The organism is Mycobacterium sp. D16Q13 (assembly GCF_002013375.1).
Lineage (GTDB): Bacteria > Actinomycetota > Actinomycetes > Mycobacteriales > Mycobacteriaceae > Mycobacterium.
Genome location: NZ_MAEW01000014.1, coordinates 276,530 through 299,754, shown reverse-complemented (window position 1 = coordinate 299,754; position 23,225 = coordinate 276,530). Strand labels below are relative to the sequence as shown.

Sequence of the window (23,225 nt, the reverse complement as noted above, 5' to 3'; positions counted from 1 at the left end):
GGGGTCGGTAGGGAATGAGTCGAGACTAAGTTTCACGACGGTCTCAGTTGAGCAAAGGTACTGCGGCTTACCTGCGGTGCGAGGGTCAATATCGTCGGTTTGGCTTTAGTGTTGGCTGTTATGGCCGGACTCGATAACTGCGTGAAACGCTGGCGCGCAGCGCTTCACGTCGCCGCGTCGGCGTTCATACTTGCCGTCCTCGGAATCCCCACCGCCCCGGTAGCTCACGCAGCTGCTGCCGCAGCGACGTTGTCGGTGACCTCGACGTGGCAGACCGGTTTCATCGCCAGCTTCACCATCACCAACTTGAGTACGGTGCCGCTCGCCGATTGGAGGCTTGAATTCGACCTGCCGATGGGGGAGTCCGTCCGGCATACGTGGAGTAGCACCCTTGCGCAATCGGGCACGCACTACGTCCTCGGCCCCGCGAATTGGAATCGCACCATCGCACCAGGAGGTTCCGCCACAGGCGGCCTACGAGGCGTACTGAGCGGTTCTTACACGCCACCGTTGAATTGTGTGCTCAACGGGCAGTATCCGTGCAGCTAGGGGCGACTCCGCGGCAAGGATCGGCCATGCAGCTCGCCCAGGACCGTGATGGATTTCGTTGAGCAGCGGTGACCATTACCCAGATGCCCTCGCCCGCCGTCCATAACTGCGTCGTAGGTCTGCTTGGGCCCATGAAGACTGCGATCGCCCGCGCGAGTTGAGTGGTTCGGTTGTAGTCTCGGCCGGGCGAGAGGTTCAGCCGCAACTGGACCGACACCATGGGAAGACGCGGGAGGAACTCATGAGGACGATCGCATACCGCCGCACGGCAGTCGTCGGCCTGGCAGCCAGTGCGCTGATCACCGCGAGCTGCGGCAATGGGACGAGTGTCGACACGTCGGCGCCGCCTCGGGTCGGATTGATCGCCACCACCTCGTCCGCAGCGCCGGCGCAGTCCACCCAGGTCAAGCTGATCGGGGACAGGGACGTCGAGGTGACGTTGACTGGCCCGATCGCTGCCAAATATTCGTCGGCCACCGAGGATCAGAAGCAGGCTCTCGGTAAGGCCTTGACGGGTGACCGCAACGCGGGCACACGGGAGAGTGGCGCGGTGTTCCAGCAGTTCCAGGGCGGCGCGATCATCGCCAAGAACAACCAGGCAGGTACGCCCGCATACATCGTCGTGGGCAAGATCCGGGAGGCCTGGAATGTCCAACGCGACCCGGACGGCACACCCTCGATCACCGGCGATAACGGCTCGGCGGGCCCGCTGGGGCTACCCACCAGCGATGAGAACGCAGTCGGCGATCTGCTCGTGTCGACCTTCGAGCACGGCAAGATCGAATACAACCCGAAGACCGGTCAGGTCGAGGTGACGGTCAACGACCGGGTCGTACCTTCCGGGCTGTAGACGCGGTGGCGATTCGTGCCGAAGTGGTTGTCTTAGGCAGACACCGGTGGTGCACCCTTTTGCACCTGCAGTAGGAATTCGGCGTTGTTTCGTGTCTTCTTGAGCCGGCTCACGAGAAGATCGATGGCTTGTTGTGAGTCAAGGCCGGACAGCACCCGGCGCAGCTTCTGCACAATCGCTCCCTCCTCTGCGGACATCAGGAGTTCGTCCTTCCGTGTACTGGAAGGATGCACGTCCACTGCCGGAAAGACGCGTCGTTCAGCGACCTTGCGGTCAAGCTTCAGTTCCGCGTTGCCCGTGCTCTTGAACTCTTCGAAGATCACCGTGTCACCTTGGGAACCCGTCTCCACCAACGCGGTCGCGATAATCGTCAGTGAACCACCGTCTTCGATATTGCGCGCCGCCCCAAGCAGCCGCTTCGGCGGATAAAGCGCGGACGAATCGATACCACCGGACAGGATGCGCCCCGAGGCAGGTGATGAGTTGTTGTACGCCCTGCCTAGCCTGGTGATCGAATCAAAAAGCACCACAACATCTTCGCCGTACTCAACCAAACGCTTGGCTCGCTCGATCGCCAGTTCAGCTACGTGCGTGTGGTCCGCGGGCGGGCGGTCGAATGTCGATGCGATCACCTCGCCTTTGACCGAGCGCTGCATATCAGTGACTTCTTCTGGACGCTCGTCAGCGAGCACCACCATGAGGTGGCATTCGGGGTTGTTGACCGCGACAGCGTTGGCGATGTCTTGAAGTATGGTCGTCTTGCCGGCTTTGGGGGGCGACTGGATCAGCGCACGCTGCCCTTTGCCTATCGGCATGATCAGGTCGATTACGCGGGTTGTCAGCCGATCCGATGTTGTTTCGAGGCGCAATCGTTCATTCGGATAGAGCGGGGTCATCTTGCTGAAATCAGGCCGCTCCTTGGCTTTTTCGATACTTCGGCCATTAACGGAATCCAGACGGACCATCCCGCTGAACTTGTGTCCTTGACGGTTGCCATTGCCTTCTCTTTCAGGAGCAGCCGGGGCGAGGCCAGTGACAGCGTCACCGCGGCGCAGTCCGATGTCGCGGATCTGTTTCATCGACAGCTGTAGATCATCGGGACCTGTCAGATAGCCCGAGGTGCACACAAATGCGCGACCATCCCGAATGTCCACAATCCCCGAGAATGTTCGTAGCGTGTGCCCCTCGGTGATTCGGGCGGATTGCTCTCGTCCTCGACTGCGATCGCGGAATCGGCTACCGCTCGTGCTCGTGCTCGTGCTCGGATCATCGCGGCTCGCAAGGCCATCGGTCTTTACTTCGGTTGCCGCAGTGGTGATTAGGTCCTCGCTTGTCATGAATGTTCCCTTCTTTATGGCAGCTCAATGGAAGGCTTCGGCTGTCGCAGTTCAGGAGAACCGTGTTAGATCGAGCAGCACGAAGCAGTGGGAATGTGGGGCCGCCGATGAAGGTCGCGCCCCGGACTATCAACCTTGCGTGGGTTGATTTTCAGAATGAGATTGACGTGTAGAACGTGATCTCGGTGTGAGATGAGTCAAACCAACGTCGGACTCGTCTGGGGGACAGTCGTTCTGCCTTGATCCGACGCTAACAAGCGTGGCAAGTACACGGAAAGGCTACCGACTAATCGGAAATGTAGGGCAGAAGTTTAGGGAAGTCAAGCCTTGTGGCGCTGCCATGCCGATGATATCGGCCATGCGCCCGTTAACCAATGGGGACGCCGTCCGTCTCACCGCAACAGGTGGGCACCGAATTACTGCGACCGAGGATTCTGAACTGTTGGTGTGGGAAATGCACACCTCGTCGTCGGCCGGGCGAAAGGCGGCACCGGGTCACGGCTTTAGCTTGGGCCAAGCATGCGTGCCTGTTCTACGACGGGCTCGATTCATCTGATAAAAACGGAGTAGGTTGCTGGTAACTCTGCATAGTCCATCTCCGGTCGGCTCAAGATAAGCGTGGCCCGGTACGGGCGCCGAGCGTGCTGCTGAGCCCGGGCGTGGGCAGTCTTGCCCCGCGCGTCGAGCTCGCAGGCGGCGTCCATTCCGGCCCACATCAGCATCCGTGACGCTAACGCCATCGACTAGCAACTCGGGCTCATACGTTCACTCCAATGGCTCGGGCGTGAAGGTGACGTCGACCCCGCTTACGGTCATCGTCACCTGACCTTCGATCACCATCACCTGCGCCGAGACCCGTCGATCGACAGCCTGGGCCAGTTGCTGTACCGCTGCATTCGGTATCTGCATTACCGACAGGTTCGATAGCCCCGCCACTTTGGGGCCGACGGTGCGCCACCAGGTGGCCACGCCGGCGGCGAATGGGAAGAGCAGCACCTGGTCGGCCTGGCTGGCCGCCTTGCCCAATGCGCGTTCATCGGGCTGGCCGACGTTGACCCACTCCAGGATCCGGCCGGTGTAGTCGGCGAGCCGCAAGTCCGGTACACCCGGAGTGGACAGGCCTGGCCCGAACGCCAACTCGCCGTCGACGTCGCTGAGTCGGTGTGCACGAAGCCCAAAAGCCAACAAGCGCACCACCATCCGCTCATCGGTCTCGCTGGGATGACGGGCCACGGTCAGTGCGTGATCGGCGTAGTAACCGTGATCGACATCGGAGACGCCAAGTTCGACTTTGAAAACTGTTGCAGAAAGGGCCACGTCATAGTGTCCACCCAAGTGGTGCCCCCCCCGAGCAGTCAGGTCGCATTTAGCGGTCACGACGCCTAGCCAGATGCCGGTTCGAGTCGCCACCCAGGCACGCAACCATGCAGCAACAGTGGGGTACGTCGATGGCGCAGGCGCTGATCGCCTACGAAGATGCGGTACTCAGCTTGGTGGATGCGCACGAGGGGAGAGTGGCGCATTCCTCCCGATACGAACGTGCGGAATTCATCAGAAGCGGCAGGGGAGAGCGGCCCTCCTAGACCTACGCGCGGCCCGCTACTGCAGGGTCGCGTAGATTCTCTGAGAACAATCCGAGCACTTAGCACAGCATTCAACGAAGGCAATCATGTCCGAGGATCAGAACACAGACGTTCCGCCGAATCACCTCTCCATCGATCCGCGCAGCGCCTTCTATAGCGAAGAGGTGCTTCGCCGCGACGTGGGTATTCGCTTTAATGGCGTCGAGAAAACCAATGTTCACGAATACAACGTGGCCGAGGGTTGGGTGCGTGTTGAAGTCCCCACCGCGAAGGATCGCCGCGGAAATCCTATGGTCGTCAAGCTCAGTGGCACGGTTGAACCTTTTTTCCGCTGAGCAAAATGCGGAAGCCCCTGGATTTCTGGCGCGGCTGTCAACCGGCCCCGGCGGTCGACCCGTGACTCGAGCGGCAGCGAGCAAGCTGCAACGAGCACCTGCGATTCAGTTGAGTTGCGACGGGGGAGAAACGCCGTCAGCCGTCCGGCGCGCGGGGGTGGGCGTCTCGCGGCCAAATCGCTCAGGACCGGCCACCTCAGTGCTTAGACGCGTACTCAACCTTGGTGACGATCCACCGGTTCTTCTGGTACTCGAGAGTGGTGGCCCAGGTTCCGTGCGTGGTCTGCGGTGCAGGGTTTCTAGGTGTTGTTACCGACCAGGCGATCTGTGACTCAACGCGGGCGTTGGTACCGGAGCACTCGACCTGCTTGCTGGTCAGCTCGGCGATATGCGAGACGTATCGATCTGCGCCAGGAATCGTGCTGACGGAGCGGAATGCCTGTTCGGACTGTGTGTAAACCTCGGGGGATAGACGCTCCTTGAGCGCGGGCAGGTTCTGATCTGCGAGACCGGTGAACTCGAGGCTCAGGTGGGCAACCTCCTCGGCGGCGGCGACCGTAGTGTCGCAGTGGTTCGAGGCGCGTCGGATCACGAAGTAGGCGGTGGCGCCCCCCGCGATCACTAGTACTGCCACAGAAACGACTACCGCCCATCGCATCCGGCGGTTCCCGGACGCCGCGGATGACGGCGTGGGTGCTGAAAAGGTCGAGGCAGCGTTCTCCGATTCAGCAGGCTGGCCAGACTGTATGCCCGGCACTGCGGGTCCACCGGCAGTCAGCGGTGCAGCGCGTTCTGCTACCAGCGTGCGCAGCTGGCCGTCGTCGTCGAGATCGATCTGCTGCTTGAAGGCCTGGTCGGCCACTGCCATCACCTGGTCGCGGCTGATGGTATGCCCCGTCAGCGCGGTGATCCGCTGGGAAAGCTCAGCGAACCGGTCGTGCACAGTCATGCTCGCTACCCTAACCACTCCTTCACCGTCCCTGCGGCCACCGGGATCCATTTGAAGGGGCATTGGTGACGAGCCGCCGCAATGAACTCTCAGGTGATATGCGGCCGCGATGAATCGGCTCAGGGTCTCTGTGTCCCCGGCTTCGACTGCGTCAAGGTAGCTTTCGAGGTCAGCCAAGCAGTAGTCGTAGACGGCTCGGTTCTCGCGAGCCTCATCCAAGGTCTACTGGCAACTTTGCATATTCGATTAGTGCATATTCGTGGCAACTCGACGAACAGTCTTTACCTGGTCACACGGCGTCCGGCGATGGGCCTCTCGATTCCCCACGCTACGAATCGGCCGTGTGACGACCTGGTCAGCGTGCATAGCCGCACTATGGTTACTGCGAACCCTCGACGGCAAACATACTCCGACTACTTGCGCTTCGGCCGAGAAGGTAGACGCCTTGACGTGGAATCGAATTGCGATATCTACCAACTGCTTCCATGCTCATAGCTCTACGGGCCGAGAAGATGACCCTCGTCCCCGGCTGGCAGTTAACTATTGCGGTACGACACAGCGTCGACGCCCGCCCTTGGGCAGCGGGTGCGATTCAGTCGATGGGTTTGATGAGTCGTCGTGGGCCGGGTCCGTGCCGGGCGAGTTCGTCGTCGTGATTGACGATGCGGCAGGTGGCCAGTGATAGGCAGCCGCAACCGATGCATCCGGTGAGTTCGTTTTCGAGGTGTTCGATCTCGCGGCGTCGAGCTTGGAGTTGAGCGTGCCAGCGACGAGAGATGCGGTTCCAGTCGGACTTGCTCGGCATGCGGTTGTCGGGCAGGTCGGCGAAGACGGCGGACACCTCGGCCAGGGTGACGCCGAACCGGCGGGCAGCTTGGATGATGCTGATGCGACGCAATACGTGGCGGGGATAGCGGCGCTGATTCCCGAGTGTGCGCGCCGAACTGATGAGGCCTTGGTCTTCGTAAAAACGCACGGCGCTCGTGGCGATTCCGGCGCGTTGGGCTACCTCGCCGACGGTGAGCATGTCGGTTGGTTTGTGCGACAACGGCTTCTCTCCCTTGACTTCAACTGGACTTGAAGTCATAACCTACCCGGCATGGGTATCGACTTGGAGGCGCGAGACCTCCGTACCGTTCGGGGAAGCCTCGCACCTGGCCGTGGGCCGATGGTAGCGGAGGTCAGATCGTGAAGATCAGCGCGCTCGAGGAGCACTATCTCCTGCCGTCGGTCGCGTCGGCGTGGGAACGGCTACCCCACCAGGGGCGTGATCCGATGGCGTCGCTTGACGCTGCATCAGACCTGGCCCGCAATCTGGCGTCCCTGGGCGAGCGCCGGCTGGCGCTGATGGATGACGCCGGTATCGACGTGCAGGTGTTGTCGTTGACCACACCTGGACTGTTCGACCTTCCGGCAGTCGATGCCGTCGCGTTGCAAACTGCGATCAACAATGAGATCGCCGAGGCCGTGTCTCGACACCCGCAGCGATTTCAAGCGTTTGCGACCTTGGCGCCACAAAATCCCGAACAGGCTGCGGCAGAATTGGATCGAGCGGTGCGGGAACTAGGTTTCGACGGCGCACTGATCTTTGGTCGTGTCCAGGGGGAGTCCATCGATCACAAGCAGTTCTGGCCTCTGTTCGAGGCAGCTGAGGCGCTGCGGGCGCCGCTGTACTTGCATCCGCAAACCCCGCCGCTACCGGTCCGGCAGGCCTACTACGGGGGTTTGGGTGACCAAGTCGGTACCGCCCTGGCCACTTACGGCGTGGGCTGGCATTACGACGCCGGGTTGCAGTTCCTTCGTCTGGTGCTGGCCGGAGTGTTCGATCGGTTCCCGAATTTGCAGATCATCTTGGGCCATTGGGGAGAGATGTTGCCGTTCTACCTGGACCGAGTCGATGGCCTCGCCGGCGTGGCGCATTTGGAGCGGACCATCACCGACTACGTGTGCCACAACGCGTTTCTGACCCCGGGCGGCGTCTTTAGCCATCGATACCTGAAGTGGGCGCTGGAGGTGGTCGGTTCCGATCGTGTCATGTTCGCGGCCGACTTCCCCTACGTGCCAACCCGCGGTGGCGGAGCACGTGCCTTCCTGGCCGAGGCCGAACTGACCGACAACGTGCGCGACAAAATCGCCAGCGGGACCTGGGATCAAATCCGGGCCGAGATCCGCCGCTAACACCCTTGGCTAACCGCGAACGCCACCACAGCGACCACAACCGGCAAGGCGAAGTGGCCGCCCGCTACCGCGCCCGCACCACCACCGCCGGCACCCAGGCTCAACGATCAGCAGAAGGAAGAAGCCAACGATTAGAGCGTCCCAATTGCCCGCCGCCGAACAAGTTGGCGTCGAGGCGCTTTGGACAACTCGACCTAACGCGGCGGCTGAGGGCCGCTGTCCGTTCCGAATCTAGTTGGCCAGTCCGACATGGGATTTGGCCATCATTTCCGGAAGGATCGGTCCGGCTTCATCCGGGTAATGTTGGCCATTCCGTAGCTGCCCCTACCGCTACGGTGGCAATCGAATAAAGGTCCTGCGCATCACGACCATCTGCTGACGGTGATGGCTCAAGACGTGGGGTAACGGCGTGAATGTCACAGCGTGAATGTCACAGCCGGTACTCAGCCTTGACTATCGACTCAGTGAGCTCACTGACCTGTTCATAATCCGACGTCAGCAACGTCTGAGCCTGGACCACGGACGGATCTTCGACCACCGGGGCGAGATAAGTCGTCTGCCGCCACGCGGTCCTGGTTGTATTCCTGCTGCAGCTAGGGAGCCGGGCGGATGCCGCGCTCGAAGGTGCGGGTGATCAGTGGCGCGACGGTGTGCCGCGGCAGTGCACCGGCCATGGCTTGCTCGCAGCCTCGCAGGATCAATGCGTAGAGCGCGTGCCAGATCCAGGTCGGGTCGAGGTCAGGGTCGAACACGCCTTCGTGTTGTCCCCGTGTGATCAGGTTGATCACCACCTCCTCGTTCGGGGACTGGGCCGGTGGGATATCGCGCAGCACCGCCGGGTCACCGAAGAGGAAGACCAACCGTTCACCGATTGAGACGCCGGCGCTGATGAATCGCCGCATCGCATCGAGTGCGGGTCCGTCCTCGGTGGCGGCCTCGTCCACCGCTTCAGTGAGCACGCGGATCGAGTCCAGGGTGGCCTCGTGGATCAGCGTCTCGCGGTCGGCGAAGTAGCGGTGCAGCGTGGTGCGACCGACGCCGGCCGCGGTGGCGATCTCCGGCATGCTGGCTGTCCGGTTCGCGGCCAGCGCAGAAGCCGTAGCAGCCAGGATCGCGGCCCTGGTGCGCGCTTGCACACCCGAGAGTTGCTCTGCCGAGACGGACATGATGTGATCCTATCCTGTCCGGAATAGAACGCTGATGTTCCGATGTTGCACGGTTATGTTCATTTGCGCGGATCTCAACCAGGTTAGGAACCGACATGCAGACAGCTTCCCCAGTGGCCCTCGTGACGGGCGCCTCCTCCGGGATCGGTCGGGCGGCAGCGCTCGCCCTTGTGAACGCCGGTTTCGCGGTGGTCGGCACGAGCCGCAACGCGGCGAACGCCGGGCCGCTGGCCGGGGTGACGTTTCTAGATCTCGATGTGGCCAGCGACGAGTCGGTCCGCTCCCTGGTCGAGGAGGTGATCGAGCGGTTCGGCCGGATCGACGTCCTGGTCAATAACGCAGGCGTGGGCGCGGTCGGCGCCGGCGAAGAGAGCTCGATCAACCAGGCCAAGGAGGTCTTCGACATCAATGTCTTCGGCCTGATGCGGATGACAAACGCAGTACTGCCCCACATGCGCGCCCAGGGCAGTGGCCGCGTGGTCAACGTCTCCTCGGTGCTCGGTCTGATCCCAGCCCCCTTCATGGCCATCTACGCCGCCGCCAAGCACGCGGTCGAGGGCTACTCCGAGTCCGTCGACCACGAGCTTCGCGAGCACAGCGTCCGGATGCTGCTGGTCGAGCCGGCCTACACAAGCACGAGTTTCGAGGCGAGCAGTCTGGCGCCCGACTCGCCCCTGCCGATCTACACCGCACAGCGGGAGATCGCCCGTGACGTGCTGGCCACGGCCTTGCGTACCGCCGACGACCCCGACGTTGTCGCGAAGGTGATCGTCGCGGCCTCCACCGATTCCAAGCCCAAACTCCGGTACACCGCCGGCTCGATGGCCGCCCGCGTCAGCCTCCTGCGCCGGATCGTGCCTTGGCGCACCTTCGACAAACAAATCCGCAAGCTCAACCGACTAGCCGGCTGACCCCGTAGTGCACCGGCGCCTGAGCAGGCGCACATGTCCCAACCCAGAGGCACCGAATCCACCATCAGCATCTCTCGTCCGACCGCTCTTGGAAAAGGCTTACACACATGGACTTCGAACACGTCACTTTCGACCTGCCACACGGCACCTTTCACGCGCTGCAGGGTGGGGACCCCGATGGTCAACCGACGATCGTCTTGCACGGCTTCCCGGACCATCCGCCGACCGCGAAGCCCTTCCTCGCCGAGCTTGGCCGCCGCGGACGTCACGTCGTCGCGCCCTGGCTTCGCGGTTACGCGCCGTCCCCGACCGCGGGGCCGTTCAACTTCGCATCCCTCACCAGCGACGTGCTCGCGCTGATCGACCGCTGGTCTCCCGGGCGAGCCGTGGAGTTGATCGGCCACGACTGGGGCGCCTTGATCACATACGATGCCTGCGTCACCGCACCCGAGCGGATCGAACGCGCGGTCACGCTCGCAGTCCCCCACCCACTCACGATGGCGAGCCGGCCGCACCTCGCTCAGCTACGCCGGATCTGGTACATGGGGCTCTTTCAACTGCCGGGAAGCGGCTGGATGGCCACCGCCCGCGATCTCGCCTTCATCGACCGCCTCTGGCGTCAGTGGTCGCCCAACCTCTCGCTCGATCCAGCTCTGCAGGCGGAGCTACACGACCACCTGCGGGCGAGCATGCCCGCGCCTCTGAAGTACTACCGGGCGATGCTGCGACCCAAGATGCTCGGGGCGACGCGCCGCCTGTCTCAACCGATCGCGGTACCCCTGCTGCAGCTTTACGGTGCCGACGACGGCTGCTTCCTTCCCCCGCAGGTCGACGACCGACATCGGTTCGCGGCCCCGCACTCGCTGGAGGTCATCCCCGACGTCGGTCACTTCCTGCACATCGAGGCCCCCGAGGCGATCGCGGAACGGATCGCGGCATGGGCCCAGTAGCGGATCACTCGACCCTCGCGGCGAGACCACCGGGATGGGCGGCGCGGGGCGTCTGACATGGCGTTGTCGCGGACAGCGGGATGGGGCTGACCCGGCATCCGGAGCTGTTCAACCATGGCTCGCCCTAAGGTCCCGGTCAGAACGTCCTTCTGCTGGCGAGGTAGGCGTGGACTGCGGAGATGACCACCGATCCCTCGCCGACGGCCGATGCCACCCGCTTGACGGAGCCTGCGCGCACGTCACCGACGGCGAACAGCCCGGGTATCGAGGTGGCAAAGCTGTCGTGGGTGAGCACGAAGCCCTTGGCGTCGAGGTCGACACCGATGTCGTGCAGCCAGGTCGTGCAGGGGTCCGCGCCGATCATCAGGAACAGTGCGGCCGCGTCGAGTCGTACCTCCCGGTCGCGGGTGCGGTCGTGCCAGGTCAGCCCGCTGAGCCGGCTGCTGCCATGGACGGCGGACAGTTCGCAGCGAGGGTGCACGGTGATCCGCTCATGGTGGGTCAGGCGCTGTGCCAGGTAGTTCGACATGGTGTCGCGCAAGTCGTCTCGGCGGATCAGGACGTGGACGTGGCCGGCGTTCCGCGCGAGAAACAGGGCCGCCTGGCCGGCGGAGTTGGCGCCCCCGACCACGACGGCGTTCTGCCCGGAGACCGAGTTGGCCTCCAGTTGGCTTGCGGCGTAATAGACGCCACGGCTCGGTCTGGTCGCGAAGTTGCGGGCAGATACCGAACACGTCCAGCACGTCCAGGATTTCTGGGGCGATTCGGTCACCGCGGGCGGCGCCCAGAGCAAGGACGGCAAGGCAGCGCTCGTACAGGTCTACCTTCAAGGCAACCAGGGCGAGGCGCGGTCGAATCATTCCGTCGACAGCATCCGCCAGATCGTGGCCGCCACGCCGCCTCCGCCGGGGATCAAGGCCTACGTCACCGGCGCCGCCCCGCTGATCACCGATAACTTCGAGATCGGTAACGAAGGCACCCACATCATCACTGCCGTCACGTTTCTCGTCATCGCGGTGATGCTGCTCATCGTCTACCGCTCCTTGATCACCATGCTGATCGTTCTCCTCGTGGTCGCGGTCGAACTCGCCGCAACGCGGGGTGTGGTCGCGCTGCTGGGCAACGCGGGCCTGTTCGGCCTGTCCACCTACGCGGTGAACCTCCTGACGGGCATGGCCATCGCCGCGGGCACCGACTACGCCATCTTCCTCGTCGGGCGCTATCAAGAAGCGCGAGGCAAGGGCCTGGATCGCGAGGCCGCTTACCACGACATGTTCGGTGGCACCGTCCATGTCATCGTCGGTTCTGGACTCACCATTGTCGGAGCAGTGGCGTGCCTGCACTTCACCCGGCTCCCGTATTTCAGCAGCATCGGCATCCCTACGGCGGTGGGCCTTGTCGTGACGTTGGCCGCGGCTCTGACCCTCGGGCCAGCAGCGGTGACGACCGCTGCGCGGTTCGGGTTCCTCGATCCCAAACGTATGCTTCGCACCACCGGCTGGCGCCGCGTCGGCACAACGATCGTGCGGTGGCCGGGAGCCGTGCTAGTCGCGTCGTTGGCGGTGGCCGCGGTAGGCCTGCTCGCGCTGCCAGGAGCACAGATCAGCTTCGACGGACGTCCCTACATGCCCGATAACGCCCCGGCCAACATCGGATATACCGCCGCGGAACGCCACTTCTCGGAGGCGCGGCTCAATCCCGAATTGCTGATGATCGAATCCGATCACGACATGCGCAATCCCTCGGACATGCTGACACTGGAACGCGTTGCCAAGGCGGTGTTGCACACCCCCGGGGTCGCACTGGTTCAGTCGATCACGCGACCCCTCGGTACACCGATCAAGCACAGTTCCATTCCATTTCAGATCAGCGCCCAGAGCGCGGGCCAGGTCATGAACCTGAGCTACCAGGAGGACAGGGCCCGCGACCTGCTGACCCAGATCGATCAGACCGGTAAGGCGATCGACATCTTGCAACGTCAGCTCTCCTTGCAGCAGCAAGCCACCAATGCCACCGACGAGCAAGTGCGGGCATTCCACGACACCGTCGACACCATCAACGAGATCCGAGACAACCTCGCCAACTTCGACGACTTCTTCCGACCGCTGCGCAACTACTTCTACTGGGAGCCACACTGTGCCGACATCCCGTCGTGTGCAGCCACGCGATCGGTGTTCGACTCACTCGACGGCATCTCCGAACTCAGTGACCAATTCGGCAAGATCACCGCGAGCCTCGACAAACTCAACGCGCTGCAACCGCAAGTGCAGTCGCTGATCCCACCTCAGCTCGACATCCAGAACACCAATCGCGCCTTGCTGCAGTCGAATTACGCCACCATCAGCGGCACCCTGGCACAGGGCCGAGAGACACTGCAGAACGCCACCGCGCTCGGCAAGGCCTTCGACGACGCCAAGAACGACGATTCGTTCTACCTGCCGCCGGAGGCGTTCGACAACGCAGATTTCAAACGCGGCCTGGAGCTCTTCATGTCCCCCGACGGCAAAGCCGCCCGGATGACCATCACACACGAGGGCAAACCCGCTAGCCCCGAGGGCATCTCGCACATCGACGCGATCAGGAACTCTGCCTTCGATGCGATCAAGGCAACCCCGCTGTCAGACTCACGCATCTACATCGCGGGAACAGCATCGACCTACAAGGACGTCCAGGAGGCATCGCTGTACGACCTGATGATCGTCACGTTGGCGGCGGTCGCGTTGATCCTGCTGGTGATGATCTTCATTACCCGCAGCTTCGTAGCCGCCATCGTGATCGTCGGCACGGTCGTCCTTTCGCTGGGAGCTGCGCTCGGGCTATCGATTCTGATGTGGCAGTACATCTTCGGTGTCGAGCTGTTCTGGCTCGTGCCCGCCCTGGCCATCATCATCCTGCTCGCGGTCGGGGCAGACTACAACCTGCTGCTGATCTCCCGGTTCAAGGAGGAAGTAGGCGCCGGACTGAATACCGGGATCATCCGTGCGATGGGCGGCACCGGCGGAGTCGTGACCGCCGCAGGACTAGTGTTCGCCTTCACCCTCGGCTCGTTCATCGTCAGCGACCTGGTCATGATCCAGCAGATCGGCACCACCATCTGCCTCGGCCTCGTCTTCGACACGTTGATCGTGCGATCGCTCATGACACCATCGATCGCGGCGCTACTGGGCCGCTGGTTCTGGTGGCCGCTCCACGTGCGCACCAGGCCGGCCAGTCAGATGCTGCAGCCGTTCGGATCGCGGATCTCCGTCCGAAAACTGTTAGGACCAGATCCCAGACCCGCGACGGGTGTGGGCGATCGAGCATGACCGAACTTGCCTGCGACATCGCGCACGATCGTCATACCGCACGAGGATGAGCGATGAAGCGACTCACGGTAAGCGCCGTCAACGCGCGAAACAATGAACTCGAAACAATTAGGAGGATTAGGTCATGAACACTACATGGGACTGCATCGTCGTCGGTGGCGGCGCAGCGGGCTTGAGCGCGGGTCTGGTGCTGGGCCGTGCGCGGCGGCGAACACTGCTGGTCGACGCGGGTCAGCAGAACAACCTGGCCGCTCACGGCATCGGCGGGTTGTTGGGTCATGACGGCCGACCGCCGGGCGAGCTGTACGAGGCGGGGCGGCGGGAGATTGCTGCTTATCCGTCTGTCGAAGTGCGGACCGGTGAGGTGGTGGCGGGTGAGCGTGCCGGCGATGTGTTCGAGCTGGAACTGTCCGACGGTCGGCGTGAACGCACACGTCTGGTGCTGCTGGCCACGGGCATGGAGTACCGGCCGCCTGCGCTGCCCGGGCTCGCGCAGTTGTGGGGGCGGTCGGTGTTCCACTGCCCGTTCTGCCACGGCTGGGAGGTTCGCGATCAACCGTTGGCGGTGTTGGCCAACGGTGAGCGGGCAGTGCGTTCGTCGTTATTGCTCAGGGGATGGAGCGATGACGTTGTGCTCCTGACTGGAGGGCCTGCGCAACTCGATGGTGACGCCCGATCCCGGTTAGCTGCAGCACGCGTCGCGGTCGACGAGCGGCCCGTTGCCCAACTCACCTCAAGCAATGGCGAGTTGGAAGCCATCGTGTTCACCGACGGAACTCAGATGGCACGCAGTGGTCTGCTCGTCGCAACGACACTGCATCAGCGGTCGCCGTTGGCCGAACAGCTCGGGGTCGGATTCGGTGAGCCGACGCCGGGGGCGGCGAATCCCATCGCAGTTGATGCGCTCTGCCGGACAACGGTTCCCGGAATCTTCGCGGCCGGCGACAACGCTAGTACGCAAATGCCGCAGGTAGCCTCGGCGATCGCGACCGGTTCACTCGCGGCCACGTCGGTTGTGCAGAGTCTGGCCGAGAACATCGGCCTACCGATACCGGAATGAACGGGACCGGTCGGGCTGTCGCCATCTCAACCAGAGAATCGCTAACCAACTTGGACTACAACTGGTAGTAGGCCTAGCCATGATAGGCCACCAGATGCCGTGGGCTCGCCCCGGCGCGTCTTGTACGCGATTGTTGTTCTTATATCGCTGATCGCGTACGGCAACTCGCATCCGATATGACGAAATTGGCCAGGATCAACCGAAGGCAATCGCTCGACGAGTTGCCCCAGATTCAGTGAGAAATCCACGACACAGGATTCTCATCCAATCTGGGGCACCCCAGGTCAACGGCCATCCCGCGCCCCAGATTCAATGAGAACGGACAGCAGGGAAGTGGCGGTGATCCGGTCCAGGGCGGACCGATCACCGCCACAAACTGCGTGCCATTCACAGCATCAAGTGGCCGCCAACGTCGACGGCCACTTCACTGACAAGATCTCAGAGACGAACTGCCCAATTCCGAACACTGACATCCACTCTGAGAAAACTGACATTTCAACTGAGAACGGACAGCCGCTCAAAGCGTTCCTGATTCATCAGATGAAAACAGCGTACCTTATCTGACATAATGTGTCTTATCGGCGTTAGATATACGTGGTGCTGGTGTTGAAAAGGTGCCTATCAGCACTTTCTGCACAGGCACTCGGCGCAGACCCTCGCTCTTCGGCCATCGCCGAATGTCAGCACTTATCGACTTGGCGGGACGCCAGCATGCCCAACGGATGCGCGTGTACGCGGTGGTCACACTCGGCCAAGCCGGACGCCGCTCCAACATCCAAACTCGCTCGGGCGCGACATGTTTCGTGCCCCGGGCACCCCTTCCGGCCTCCAGCCCCACACCCAAGAAACGTCACTGTGACGATATGATCGAGTTGGGGATGTCCTAGCCCGACCCGTTGACGAGCGGCACGACCGCCTCTTAGTCCGCCCGAGGTGAGCGGAGATCGCTTGATACTCATCCGATTCAGGCGAGGTGCGAAATGACGACTCATCGGGAAAGGCCTTCTTCAACACGTCACGACTTCCTCGCGATCCCAATCACCGTCAATAGTCCGCGGCGACACATCTGCCGCCAACAACGCTCCGCCGCGCTTGTCGAACACTTCGAGGACTCGAGCTTGATGCTGTCGTATGCGCACCCCGATCCGTGAACCGAAGCCGGGCAATCGCATAGACGGCCCTAAAGGCGGCACTACCCCACCGTCAGCCGACCCGCGCCACCCACGCTCATTACGTCACTGTGACGAATATATCTTGAATGGCCCAGCGCTGCAGCATCTTTGGCTACCGAGTTTCAACGACATACAAACAGAAGCTTCGGAGACGGACTACAGGACATGACACACGGCCGCGATCTGAGCTACTGACTCTGCGACTGGCCGGTTGGTGTCGATGCGATGCGCCGTGTCTGACGTACTGACGTCCGCGTCTATGGCCGCAGCGACGTCAGAAGTGGCGTCCGAGAATGTGGGCCCACGGTGCGCAATTCTGTCCTGGGCAGCAGAAAGCGGCACGTGACATTCGAATTCATGGAGCAAGGCGTGCGTTTCGCAGGCGAGGTCGCGTGTTCGCTTTTGCTGATGGATGTCACGCCATGTTCCATCGAGAATCACTGACTGACCCCGCGTAAGGAAGTTTCGTGCGCGCTGTAGCACGCTGTCGTACACCGCCGAGACATTCTGCTTGGAATACAGCCCACCGTCGAGAATGCCCGGGTCACCCGTGATTGCGCCCTGCTCTTGCAGCATTCGGCGCACGGCGTCGGTTGAAATTACCTGTGCCCCAATTCTTCCGGAAAGCGCTTTGGCGAGTGTGGTCTTTCCAGTGCCTGGTCCACCGCCGATTCGGATTAGCCGCACAGCGCCCACCCGAAGGTGCCGCCGCGCCAATTCAAGGTGAGCGACCGCCTCTGCCACCGATGCGGCACGTCCCTGTGCGAACCGAATGCAGTCCACCTTCGCCCTCACCACGGCACGGTAGGCGATATAGAAATGCCACAGCGATTGTGGAGTATCGATTCCGGACGATCTTGTGTACTGATCGATGAAGTAGTCGGCCAAATCGTTGCGGCCCAGAAATGACAAATCCATCGCCAAGAACGCCGCGTCGTCGACACAGTCGACATAACGTAAGCAATCATCGAACTCTAGGCAGTCCAACAGGACCGCCCCAGTAGGTACACAGAAAATGTCCTCAGCTAGGAGATCGCCGTGGCCATCAACAATGAAGCCTGCGTCGACTCGCTCGGCAAACAATGGATGTCTACCGCTGATGAATTCAGTTGACAGTGTGTGTATCTCGCGCAGAACATCGTCCGCGAGCACGGATCCTGTGAAGCTGAATAGGACACCTATGTTCTCTTCCCAGCGGGCCGCGACAGCATCGGCTGTCCCCGATTCGCTGATCGCTACACTGCGATCGGCACTGGCGTGAAAGTGCGCCAATGTCTTGGCGATGGCAGCAAGATTCGATTCGACCTCCGCTCCGGTTCTCACCATTGTGGCTAGTCGTGCGGAGTCCGGATAGCGGCGCATCACTATTACGGGCTCGCTGGCACCGCCCGGGGGATCAGACAGGTGAGCCACACCCAGATAGCTGTCTGGCGCCAGCCTGCGATTCAGGAAAACTTCTCGGTTACAGGCACTTTCGCGTAACTCCACGGTACTGAAATCCAAGAAGTCGTTCGTCACCGCCTTCTTCACCTTGTAAGCTCGATCGCCAATCAAGATTACGAACGCCGTGTGTGTTTCACGAAACTCTGCGGCGTTACCTCGGTTTGACGCAAAATCATTTGCAGTTCGGTGCGTACCCGCCTGGTTTGCGTCCACGGCTCCCATGATCGTCCGCCGACGCCCGGATATCGAGGCCTTGCGACTCTTTCTCGATGCCCATTTCATTGGGGTGAGCAGGGACGAAAGCCTCTTCCGCTGAGGTGGTGTCTGGCCGATAGTTCACATGACCACCCCGACAGGGAGCAAACGATGCCGAGAACACCGTACGTCGACGAGATCAACTGCTCCCCTACGGATCTGTGCCGATGAGCACCCTAGCTAAGCCGTCACCATCCGGCAGCATGGCACCGTTGGGCATTTCTGTGGCTAGTGCGCTACCGGTAGACCACCTGCTGACACGATTAGCAGCCAGAGAGCGCGGATTGACACAGGACGAAGCTCGTCAGCGGATGCTCCAGCACGGGCCGAATGCGGTGTACTCGCATCGGGCACGGATGGCTGCGGTGCTGTGGCGTCAGCTCCGGTCCCCATTGCTCGGTCTGCTAGTAGCCGCAGCAACAGTGTCGTTCTTCGTGGGCGAACGCACTGATGCATCGGTGATCGGAGTGATAGTGGTGCTGTCGGTCGGCCTGGGGTTCGGCAATGAGTACCGCGCGGCAAAGACAGCTGAGGCATTGCACTCACAGATCCATCACCGTGCACTGGTAGTCCGTGACGGACATCAGGTTCTCGTGGATGTTACCGAGCTGGTTCCCGGGGACGTGCTAGAGCTGCGCCTGGGCGATGTAGTGCCCGCCGACATCCGGCTGTTGTCGGTCAACGAATTGGAATGCGACGAGTCGGTGCTGACTGGCGAGTCCTTGCCGGTGGAGAAGAACGTGGGCCAGGGCGCCGTCGCGGCGCCGCTTGCGGAGCTGTCCGGTTGCGCGTTAATGGGCACAGTGGTGCACGCCGGCAGCGGACGAGGTGTTGTTGTCGCGACCGGGGCGCAAGCCGAGTTCGGCCGTATTGCAGCCGGATTGGATATCCACCACCCCGAAACGCAGTTTCAGGTTGGACTGCGCAGCTTTTCGATGCTCTTGGTGCAGGTTGCCGCAGTGTTGACCACCTTTATCTTCGGCGTCAACCTCGCGCTACACCGCCCGATTATCGACGCGCTGCTCTTCTCCCTGGCGATCGCGGTCGGGATCACTCCCCAGCTGCTTCCCGCCATTGTCTCCACGTGTCTGGCCGCCGGATCCCGGCGAATGTCTCAGCGCAAGGTACTGGTGAAACGGTTGGTGTGCATTGAGGATTTGGGCAATGTGAACGTCTTGTTCACCGATAAGACCGGCACGCTCACCGAGGGGCGTATCAGTTTCATGCGGGCGCTTGGCCCTGACGGGCGCTTGTCCGAGGGGGCGCTGAAGTGGGGCCTGGTGTGTACCGAGGTGGACCTGGAAGGCTCTACGGTGCTCGGCGGAAACGCACTGGATGTGGCGTTGTGCGAGTCTTCTCAATCTGCCCGGCATCGAAGCGAAGTCGCCCGCTATCGAGTACAGGCGGTGATTCCCTTCGACCACGAACGGCGGATGTCCTCCGTACTGGTGGACGATGCGGCTGGACGGCGGACGCTCATAACCAAAGGGGCACCAGAAGCCGTTCTTGATCGGTGTGTCGATGTGCCGCCACAGGCGCGCGCAGCGCTGGCGGCCGAGTTCGCGGCAGGAAATCGTGTAGTGGCCGTGGCTACTCGTTCCGCTGCCGCATTGGTGAGGCCGGGTCCGGAAGACGAGCGCGACTTGCGATTCGGCGGATTGTTGGTCTTCTTGGATGCGCCCAAGCTCGGTGCAGCCGCAGCCCTGCAACGGTTAGCAGGATTGCATATTGCAGTAAAAATCGTCACTGGCGATAGCCCAGCAGTCGCCGACAAGATCTGCCAAGACCTTGGTGTGGTCGTGACCGGCACGCTGACTGGCGCCGAGATTGCTTCTCTCGATGATCAACAACTCGGCGCCGCCATTGAGGACACCACAATCTTCGCCCGCGTAAGTCCCGAGGATAAGGCACGCATTGTGCGCGTCCAGCGTCGCACCGGCTTCGATGTTGGATTCCTCGGCGACGGCGTCAACGACGCACTTGCGTTGCACGCCGCGGATATTGGGATCTCCGTTGACTCAGCCAGTGACGTGGCCAAAGACGCCGCGGATGTCATTCTCCTAGAAAAGGACCTCGATGTTCTCGCTGACGGAGTGATAGAGGGCCGGCGGATCTTCGCCAACACCATCAAGTACATCCTGATGGGCACGTCCAGTAACTTCGGCAACATGTTCAGTGCGGCCGGCGCCTCGCTGTTCCTGAGCTTTCTTCCGATGCTGCCCTCGCAGATTCTGCTTAACAACCTGCTCTACGACACCAGCCAATTGGCCATCCCCACCGATGAGGTGGACGCCGAGCAGCTTGCCCGACCATCTCGGTGGAACATCGGTTTCATCCGCCGGTTCATGATGTATTTCGGCCCGATCAGCTCACTGTTCGACTTCGCCACCTTCGGGGTCATGTTGTGGGTGTTCCATTCCGGACCGACACAGTTCCGCTCCGGCTGGTTCGTCGAATCGCTGGCCACCCAAACTCTGGTGATCTTCGCGATCCGCACCAGACGGATCCCCTTCTTTCGCAGTACCCCCAGTATGCCGCTACTGCTTTCCGCACTCGGCGTTGTCGTGATCGGTGCATTGCTACCGGCGACACCTCTAGCCAACAGTCTTGGCTTTCACCCGCTGCCGCTCGGCTTCTTCGCCGCACTGGTCCTCATGGTCATGTGTTACCTCGTCCTCATCGAGATAGCGAAGATGCTCTTTTACCGCACGTCGCAGACATCCCCTCCAGTCTCACAACAAAAGGACCGACGGCACCATGTCGAGCGTCGTGCAGCCCGATTTAGCACTGCGCTTTCCTAGCAATTCGAGCGATGAGAGCGGAAGGCGGCAACCAATTCGGGGCGCACGTCAGTTCGGGTCGTGAAGGACCGCGATCCGCCCGCGATACTGTTCCTCGTTGATCTCGCCGTGTGCGAACTTCTCTGCCAAAATGCGCTCTGCTGCATCAGTATTCGCGCCCCGGATAGGCATCTCCCGACCAGCGGCGAGTAGGTGCTGCAGTAGCGCGACAATACCGATGACCAACACTACCCAAAATAGGACCATGCTGAGCATCATCCCCGCCCCTGCCCATAAGCCTGTGCCGTGGCCATACCAAAACATCATGATCATCCCTTCCTGCTGACGGCGACTTCTAGAGTGGCCTGTGATGGCCGCCAATCATGACGGAGTAGGCAGTCCCAGGGTGCGTGACGGACGGACTATGGTCTGTCAGCTCGGTGAGGCCCTGTTTCCGGTGGCGACCGACGACCAACAACTGAATCGAATCGGTCTCCTGCACAAGGTATTCAGAAATTGAACCCTGCCAGACGACACTGTCGATGGCGCTGTCGGGATATTGGTGCCGCCACGGTTCAAGCACCTTTTCCATGCGCGCTCGCAACGTGTTCATATCCGCCGATGGCCGACAGGTACCGCTGCCATGGCGTGACCAACAGCCCACGACCTGAACAACCGAAGCATCCCCGGCCGCCGCGTTCAACCCTTGGGTCATCACGTCATCGAAATCAGCATCATCACTAAATTCGATCACTATTATCCCCTGCCGCTCTTGGCATGGCCTGCGCCCTCGAACAACCACGACGGGGCAATGGGCACGTGCCGACAGAGCCGAGGCCGTTGATGTTGCGCGGCGGGAAGTTGCGCGGTCCCGGCCCAATGCTCCTACACAGACTAATGCGGCCGAATGCGACTGACGAGTCAATACTTCCACCGCAGAACCCTGGTGGATTTCAACCTCGATCTTGACGGGCTTCTCGCACGATTGCACTGCCATGACGGCGCCCTGGCTGGCGATTTCAGCCGTAGTCAGATCATATGCGTCGTAGAGTTCGCTACCCGACCGCTCGCGGGGTTCGATGGCGTAGACGAGCCGGAGCGGGATATCTCGGCTCACAGCTTCGTCGACTGCCCACAGCGCAGCCCCCAGCGCTCGATGAGACCCGTCAATGCCGACAACCACTGCCGGTGCCGGTTTGTCATAGTCCGGTGCTGGTTGCCCCTCGTCGGACCAACCGCTCCCGGCTTCTTCCTCCATCATGCTCTCCTTCTGCGCAATGCAATCCCGAAATTCGAAGCGATCCCGAAATATGCTGCCCTACAGCTAATACTCGTTGCCGAACCGCCACAGAGGCCAGTGCCAGTTGTCGACGCGGCGAGAGCACAAAGTCGACGACAGTGGCCCGTCAGACGGGACCAATGGCGCCAGTACGGGGACCACAGACCACAGCGCGGAGTATGTGCCGGCTCATAGCCTGCGTATAGGAGCCCACCAGAAGGAGCGTCGAGATGAGAGAAATCACTCAGAAACCGGGTGTCGTCGTCGCCACCGACGGCTCTCCTGAAGCATCCGCAGCTGTGCGCTGGGCTGCGAAACATGCTGCGATGCGCCGTGATCGGTTGACGATTGTCACAGTGGTAACCCGGGAGTACCTCTACATTCGCGATCCGGATACACAAGAACGGGTCCACCAATGGCAACGCCATCACGGTGAAGAGGTACTGCGGCGAGCTCAGCACACGGCCGAGCAGGCCGTTGGCATCGGCGCGCTTCCCGAGATACGCACCGAACTCGAATTCGGGAAACCGGTTCCTGTGCTTGTCGATATGTCAAAGGACGTTCGCACGATCGTCGTTGGACGGCGCGGCCTGGGGACATTTGATCGCCTGGTAATGGGATCGGTAAGTTCCGGCCTGGTGCACTATGCGCATGCACCGGTGGCCGTGGTCCACGACGTGCCCGAACTCGATCGGAGCGACCCGGTGATCGTCGGCATCGACGGCTCCCCCGTTTCCGAGCCGGCCATCGCGCTCGCATTCGATGAGGCATCCCACCGAAAGGTGCCGTTGGTCGCAATGCACGCATGGGTCGATGTACTGGACACAGCACCCGAATTCGATTGGCACGAAGAGCGTGAGCACGCCAATGAGCTCTTGGGTGAGCGGCTCGCGGGCTGGCAGGAGCGCTACCCAGATGTGAGCGTCGTCCGGAAACTGGTGAAGGGTAACCCCAGCCGCTGGCTTATCGAGCATTCCGGACATGCGCAGCTTGTCGTGCTGGGAAGCCATGGCCGTGGTGGATTTGCGGGAATGTTTCTCGGCTCGGTGAGTAGAAGCGTTGTGCAAGCGGCACATTCACCGGTAGTCGTAGTACGACCTTCTTGACACCTTGGGGGTATTCC

General features: G+C 61.8%; 19 protein-coding genes and 1 pseudogene. 11 read left to right on the top strand and 9 right to left on the bottom strand.

Annotated features, from left to right (window positions below):
- The first annotated feature begins 120 nt into the window (after nt 1-120).
- Together B4400_RS16765 and B4400_RS16760 are read left to right on the top strand one after the other, a co-directional pair.
- A complete protein-coding gene (locus B4400_RS16765) occupies nt 121-549 on the top strand; it encodes a cellulose-binding domain-containing protein (protein ID WP_078312550.1) in 429 nt (142 codons plus the stop codon).
- A 241-nt stretch (nt 550-790) separates the two neighbouring features.
- Nucleotides 791-1,399 carry an LGFP repeat-containing protein gene (locus B4400_RS16760; RefSeq protein WP_078312549.1) on the top strand — a complete coding sequence of 203 codons (609 nt, stop codon included), beginning with the start codon at nt 791-793 and terminating at the stop codon, nt 1,397-1,399.
- Nucleotides 1,400-1,431: 32 nt separating this feature from the next.
- On the opposite strand, the pseudogene rho reads toward B4400_RS16760, so the two are convergent.
- Nucleotides 1,432-2,640 (bottom strand): annotated as a pseudogene (gene rho, locus B4400_RS16755) (transcription termination factor Rho); the annotation flags it as partial.
- 861 nt (nt 2,641-3,501) lie between these two features.
- Nucleotides 3,502-4,053 (bottom strand): YaeQ family protein, encoded by a 552-nt coding sequence (locus tag B4400_RS16745; protein ID WP_078282988.1) that lies wholly within the window; start codon nt 4,051-4,053, stop codon nt 3,502-3,504.
- Between the two features lie 107 nt (nt 4,054-4,160).
- Here B4400_RS16745 and B4400_RS24420 point away from each other — a divergent pair, with 107 nt between their 5' ends.
- A complete protein-coding gene (locus B4400_RS24420) occupies nt 4,161-4,319 on the top strand; it encodes a hypothetical protein (RefSeq protein WP_286151407.1) in 159 nt (52 codons plus the stop codon).
- 86 nt (nt 4,320-4,405) lie between these two features.
- On the top strand, nt 4,406-4,654 hold the full coding sequence (locus B4400_RS16740; RefSeq protein WP_005058085.1) for a DUF3297 family protein: 249 nt from the start codon (nt 4,406-4,408) through the stop codon (nt 4,652-4,654).
- Between the two features lie 196 nt (nt 4,655-4,850).
- Here B4400_RS16740 and B4400_RS16735 read toward each other — a convergent pair whose 3' ends face one another.
- Both B4400_RS16735 and soxR read right to left on the bottom strand, forming a co-directional pair.
- Complete coding sequence (locus B4400_RS16735; protein WP_078312546.1) at nt 4,851-5,603, bottom strand: hypothetical protein; 753 nt, start codon at nt 5,601-5,603, stop codon at nt 4,851-4,853.
- Nucleotides 5,604-6,195: 592 nt separating this feature from the next.
- Nucleotides 6,196-6,690 carry a redox-sensitive transcriptional activator SoxR gene (soxR, locus tag B4400_RS16730; RefSeq protein ID WP_139360430.1) on the bottom strand — a complete coding sequence of 165 codons (495 nt, stop codon included), beginning with the start codon at nt 6,688-6,690 and terminating at the stop codon, nt 6,196-6,198.
- A 101-nt stretch (nt 6,691-6,791) separates the two neighbouring features.
- Here soxR and B4400_RS16725 point away from each other — a divergent pair, with 101 nt between their 5' ends.
- Complete coding sequence (locus B4400_RS16725; RefSeq protein ID WP_139361441.1) at nt 6,792-7,781, top strand: amidohydrolase family protein; 990 nt, start codon at nt 6,792-6,794, stop codon at nt 7,779-7,781.
- Nucleotides 7,782-8,374: 593 nt separating this feature from the next.
- Here the strand turns inward: B4400_RS16725 and B4400_RS16720 are convergent.
- Nucleotides 8,375-8,947: a TetR/AcrR family transcriptional regulator gene (locus B4400_RS16720; RefSeq protein ID WP_170915031.1), complete on the bottom strand. Its 573-nt coding sequence runs from the start codon at nt 8,945-8,947 to the stop codon at nt 8,375-8,377.
- A 95-nt stretch (nt 8,948-9,042) separates the two neighbouring features.
- Here B4400_RS16720 and B4400_RS16715 point away from each other — a divergent pair, with 95 nt between their 5' ends.
- Nucleotides 9,043-9,858 (top strand): oxidoreductase, encoded by an 816-nt coding sequence (locus B4400_RS16715; RefSeq protein ID WP_078312545.1) that lies wholly within the window; start codon nt 9,043-9,045, stop codon nt 9,856-9,858.
- 107 nt (nt 9,859-9,965) lie between these two features.
- Nucleotides 9,966-10,808, top strand: coding sequence for an alpha/beta fold hydrolase (locus B4400_RS16710; protein WP_078312544.1), 843 nt, complete (start codon nt 9,966-9,968; stop codon nt 10,806-10,808).
- 136 nt (nt 10,809-10,944) lie between these two features.
- On the opposite strand, the gene B4400_RS16705 is transcribed toward B4400_RS16710, so the two are convergent.
- Entirely contained in the window at nt 10,945-11,580 is a 636-nt protein-coding gene (locus B4400_RS16705; protein WP_286151406.1) for an NAD(P)/FAD-dependent oxidoreductase, read from the bottom strand.
- Between B4400_RS16705 and B4400_RS16700 the strand changes: the two genes are divergently transcribed.
- Nucleotides 11,522-14,113 carry an MMPL family transporter gene (locus B4400_RS16700; RefSeq protein ID WP_078312543.1) on the top strand — a complete coding sequence of 864 codons (2,592 nt, stop codon included), beginning with the start codon at nt 11,522-11,524 and terminating at the stop codon, nt 14,111-14,113. The genes B4400_RS16705 and B4400_RS16700 overlap by 59 nt on opposite strands.
- Nucleotides 14,114-14,237: 124 nt before the next feature.
- The gene (locus tag B4400_RS16695; RefSeq protein WP_078312542.1) at nt 14,238-15,173 is read left to right on the top strand and encodes an NAD(P)/FAD-dependent oxidoreductase; all 936 of its coding nucleotides are present in this window, start codon (nt 14,238-14,240) and stop codon (nt 15,171-15,173) included.
- Nucleotides 15,174-16,501: 1,328 nt separating this feature from the next.
- Here the strand turns inward: B4400_RS16695 and B4400_RS16690 are convergent.
- Nucleotides 16,502-18,001: a bifunctional aminoglycoside phosphotransferase/ATP-binding protein gene (locus tag B4400_RS16690; RefSeq protein ID WP_286142430.1), complete on the bottom strand. Its 1,500-nt coding sequence runs from the start codon at nt 17,999-18,001 to the stop codon at nt 16,502-16,504.
- Nucleotides 18,002-18,210: 209 nt separating this feature from the next.
- On the opposite strand from B4400_RS16690, the gene mgtA reads away from it, so the two are divergent.
- On the top strand, nt 18,211-20,844 hold the full coding sequence (gene mgtA / locus B4400_RS16685) for a magnesium-translocating P-type ATPase (protein ID WP_078312541.1): 2,634 nt from the start codon (nt 18,211-18,213) through the stop codon (nt 20,842-20,844).
- 48 nt (nt 20,845-20,892) lie between these two features.
- Here mgtA and B4400_RS16680 read toward each other — a convergent pair whose 3' ends face one another.
- Together B4400_RS16680 and B4400_RS16675 are read right to left on the bottom strand one after the other, a co-directional pair.
- Complete coding sequence (locus B4400_RS16680) at nt 20,893-21,156, bottom strand: SHOCT domain-containing protein (RefSeq protein WP_078312540.1); 264 nt, start codon at nt 21,154-21,156, stop codon at nt 20,893-20,895.
- A gap of 22 nt (nt 21,157-21,178) precedes the next feature.
- Nucleotides 21,179-22,081 carry a universal stress protein gene (locus B4400_RS16675; RefSeq protein WP_078312564.1) on the bottom strand — a complete coding sequence of 301 codons (903 nt, stop codon included), beginning with the start codon at nt 22,079-22,081 and terminating at the stop codon, nt 21,179-21,181.
- A 251-nt stretch (nt 22,082-22,332) separates the two neighbouring features.
- Between B4400_RS16675 and B4400_RS16670 the strand changes: the two genes are divergently transcribed.
- Nucleotides 22,333-23,208, top strand: a complete 876-nt coding sequence (locus B4400_RS16670; RefSeq protein WP_078312539.1) for a universal stress protein — start codon at nt 22,333-22,335, stop codon at nt 23,206-23,208.
- The last annotated feature ends 17 nt before the right edge of the window (nt 23,209-23,225 follow it).